The sequence below is a fragment of the Chitinophaga niastensis genome, assembly GCF_003014755.1.
In the GTDB taxonomy this organism is placed as follows: Bacteria; Bacteroidota; Bacteroidia; order Chitinophagales; family Chitinophagaceae; genus Chitinophaga; species Chitinophaga niastensis.
In genome coordinates, this window is the sequence record NZ_PYAW01000021.1 from 1 (window position 1) to 2990 (window position 2990).

Here is a 2990-nt window from a genome sequence, read left to right on the forward strand (position 1 = left end):
TCCAGCTGTGCTACATCATAGTAGGTCCGGGTAATCTGTGCGTTGGTGCCACTGTTAATGAACAGGTTTGCAGTAGCATCAGGCACAAAAGCGGGCGGACCAAGATCCAGTGCATTTTTTTTCTCTCCTACTTCTGTAATTCTACCCAACAAATCATAGTTCGTGTAGCTGTACTGGTTACAGTGCGTTATTTAAAGGATGTTTTTTGCTACAAAGCTGAATAGCGTGCTAATGCTGCAAAAAACATCCTGTAAGAAAATTTACCTTTCTTTGTCCAACTATTTAAAATAAACATGAGTATTATTTATTTCAAAGGGGATGCTACAAAACCTTTGGGGAGTGCGAATAAAATTATAGCCCATATTTGCAATGATATTGGTGGCTGGGGCAAAGGTTTTGTTACAGCTATTTCCAAACGTTGGTCAGAACCAGAAAAAATGGTATAGACAGTGGCATAAATCACAAGCCAACTTTACTCTTGGACAAACTCAATTCGTGCAAGTTGAGTCGAATTTATGGATTGCAAATATTATTGGGCAACACAAAATCTATACCGATGAAAATGGGCAACCTCCCATACGATATGAAGCCATTCAAGAAGGACTCAAAAAAGTAGGTGACTTTGCACTGGAAATAAAGGCTACAGTTCATATGCCGAGAATAGGTTGTGGGCTTGCTGGTGGCACTTGGGACAAAACAGAACCTATAATTTCAACGAGATAATAAGCCGGAAAATAGAAGTAACCGTTTATGATTTTTAACTAAACGGCTTTTTCTCTGTCAGTTCAATTTTCCTTCCATCAAAATCTTGTACAACAGCTGTATATCCCCATTCAGTTTGGGTAGGCTCCGCAATAATTCTAATCCCTTTATATGTGAGGCTTTGAATTGTCGAGTTTAGATTTTCAACAATGAACCCTAATCTAGTTGTATGATCAGGTGTTATAGTACCTTTAGGCAGAGGATAAATTTCCAAAACAAGATTTCCACCAATGCTAGCATAATGATAAGGTCCATTACCATGCCTATGATAATCAAATTGAAAGCCAAGGTCTGAATAGAACTCGGATTGCTCTTGTAACTTATCAGTTTTGATTACGATTAAATTTAAATTTACCATTACTTTAAAACTAACCCATAAAGCTAATAAAAAGATGCAGCAAATTGGTATAGCCAGCTATTTTTTGGTAATACCAAAACATCTAAGCTTACATGCTTCGCATTCAAAAAGCGGTTCTGCTTCAGCCTAATGCTACTTTTCTTTTCGCCAGCAACCCGATCTTCCTTTTAATCTCCGCTACATTTACCCTTTTGTGACCACTGGGAACAAAAGGCAAGCACTACTTTCCATTGATGTTGTTAGAAAACTGGCGGATGCCCTGGATACTACTGTTGGCTTTTTACTCAGAGAGGCTAACGATACCAACATCCTTAAAGATCCCAAGATGATGAAGCGGCTTAATGAGATTAACGAACTTCCTGATAAAGATAAAAAGTGTGTTTACTCCCTCCTGGATGCTTTTCTTGCTAAATCCAAACTACAAGCGATCCTTAAATGATAAAACCAGCTAATAGCTGGTTTTATCATTGTGTATTTACAATAACTTACCTTTTTAATCATCATTTCCGTCATAGTACAGATATTCCAAAGTCTGAATAGCTATTTCCTCAATTTCTTCTTGAGGGAATAATTGCAGTTTCCCCATTATATCTTCAGATTCTTCCAAAGGAATATCGAACCCTTGATATAATGTAATTGCCGCCTCTGTTGGTGTAGCTCCTTTTTCCTTTAATTTTAATAAGAGATCCGGCTTTGTTAAAGCTGCAATATTAAGCGTTTTTAAATATTCATAAAACCCTTTTATTCTTGGATGTAAAATCATAAAATATTATCAAATTTTAATGCGGTTTCTGATCCTTTTTTAAGTTTAAATTTATTTCTCTAGGCTTACTATTGGGCAGATCCGAACCTTCTGGTCTTACTCGTTCATATTTTATTTTACCTTGCTCAAAGCCTTCTTGTTTTAACAAACTTTCAAATTCTGATAATAGATCCCTAAAGATAGCTGGGCCGACTGACCCCTGTGCCCTTGTTGTATTAAAGCCATCTTCAGCATATATCCCTACTTTAGATAGCTCTATGCTTTTCCCGTTTACTTTAAAGTCTGCATCAAAAAGAACCATTTGGTCATTTTTCATAAAAAATCCATCTATTTTCCCCTTCTTGGCATCAACTAACAGTTCCCCAGCTCCCTCTAATATCTTTCTGGTTCCTCCTTTAGCAAACAAACCCGCTTTCTCTTCAGGGAAAAAAAGCATTCCAGCTTCAAATCCTAATGCTCCAACGGCTTGACCATCCCCATGAACAGCCTTATCTATTAATTCTCCATATTCTTTTGCTATTGCTACCCCTGCCTTAACTGAGGTCATAATTTGACGCTCCAGCTGTCCTTTCCCTACATTAGGATCTGCAATAGTGGTTCGACCAAAATCCTTATCAGAAAAGAACTCTTTAATCATACCAGGAATATTCTGCAAACCTGCCACACTTTCTTTTGCTCGTTGAATTGCTCCTTTTGCAACATCTTCTCTATACTTCTTTAACTCAGTAGTTCCATAAATTTTCTTCTCCAGAAGTTCTGCCATGAACCATTCGAACTCCCGCCCATCAAGGTCAATACCTGCTATTGGATTGTTTCCTGCGAACTGATATGATGTTAAATCCGGGTACTTTTTCTGCAACGGATCTACTGATAAGAACTTCCCTATACGTGGATCGTAGATTCGCATTCCGTAATCTATCTGATTGCCATCTCCCTTCACCTCATTATCATTCTCTTTTTTGTTGAACCCATACCTGTACCCCCCACTCAAATTCCATCTCCTCCCCACCAGCTGCATCCCAAACGGCGCATAATCCGATGCCGAATACAGCGTTGCATTTTGTGCTCCCTGTTGATCGGAGATAGTGGCCATTATATTCCCAAGGT

Annotated in this window: 5 protein-coding genes; 2 read left to right on the plus strand and 3 right to left on the minus strand. The window is 38.3% G+C overall.

Annotated elements, in window-relative coordinates:
- Positions 1-369: 369 nt before the first annotated feature.
- A complete protein-coding gene (locus CLV51_RS28730; protein ID WP_211302159.1) occupies positions 370-723 on the plus strand; it encodes a macro domain-containing protein in 354 nt (117 codons plus the stop codon).
- 34 nt (positions 724-757) lie between these two features.
- On the opposite strand, the gene CLV51_RS28735 is transcribed toward CLV51_RS28730, so the two are convergent.
- Positions 758-1120: a VOC family protein gene (locus tag CLV51_RS28735; protein WP_106531561.1), complete on the minus strand. Its 363-nt coding sequence runs from the start codon at positions 1118-1120 to the stop codon at positions 758-760.
- Positions 1121-1313: 193 nt separating this feature from the next.
- Here CLV51_RS28735 and CLV51_RS28740 point away from each other — a divergent pair, with 193 nt between their 5' ends.
- Positions 1314-1559 (plus strand): hypothetical protein, encoded by a 246-nt coding sequence (locus CLV51_RS28740; protein ID WP_106531562.1) that lies wholly within the window; start codon positions 1314-1316, stop codon positions 1557-1559.
- A gap of 54 nt (positions 1560-1613) precedes the next feature.
- On the opposite strand, the gene CLV51_RS28745 is transcribed toward CLV51_RS28740, so the two are convergent.
- Both CLV51_RS28745 and CLV51_RS28750 read right to left on the minus strand, forming a co-directional pair.
- Positions 1614-1883: a hypothetical protein gene (locus CLV51_RS28745; RefSeq protein WP_106531563.1), complete on the minus strand. Its 270-nt coding sequence runs from the start codon at positions 1881-1883 to the stop codon at positions 1614-1616.
- Between the two features lie 16 nt (positions 1884-1899).
- Positions 1900-2990, minus strand: a 1091-nt coding sequence (locus CLV51_RS28750; RefSeq protein WP_281261546.1) for an RHS repeat domain-containing protein, incomplete at its 5' end; no start/stop codon positions are given.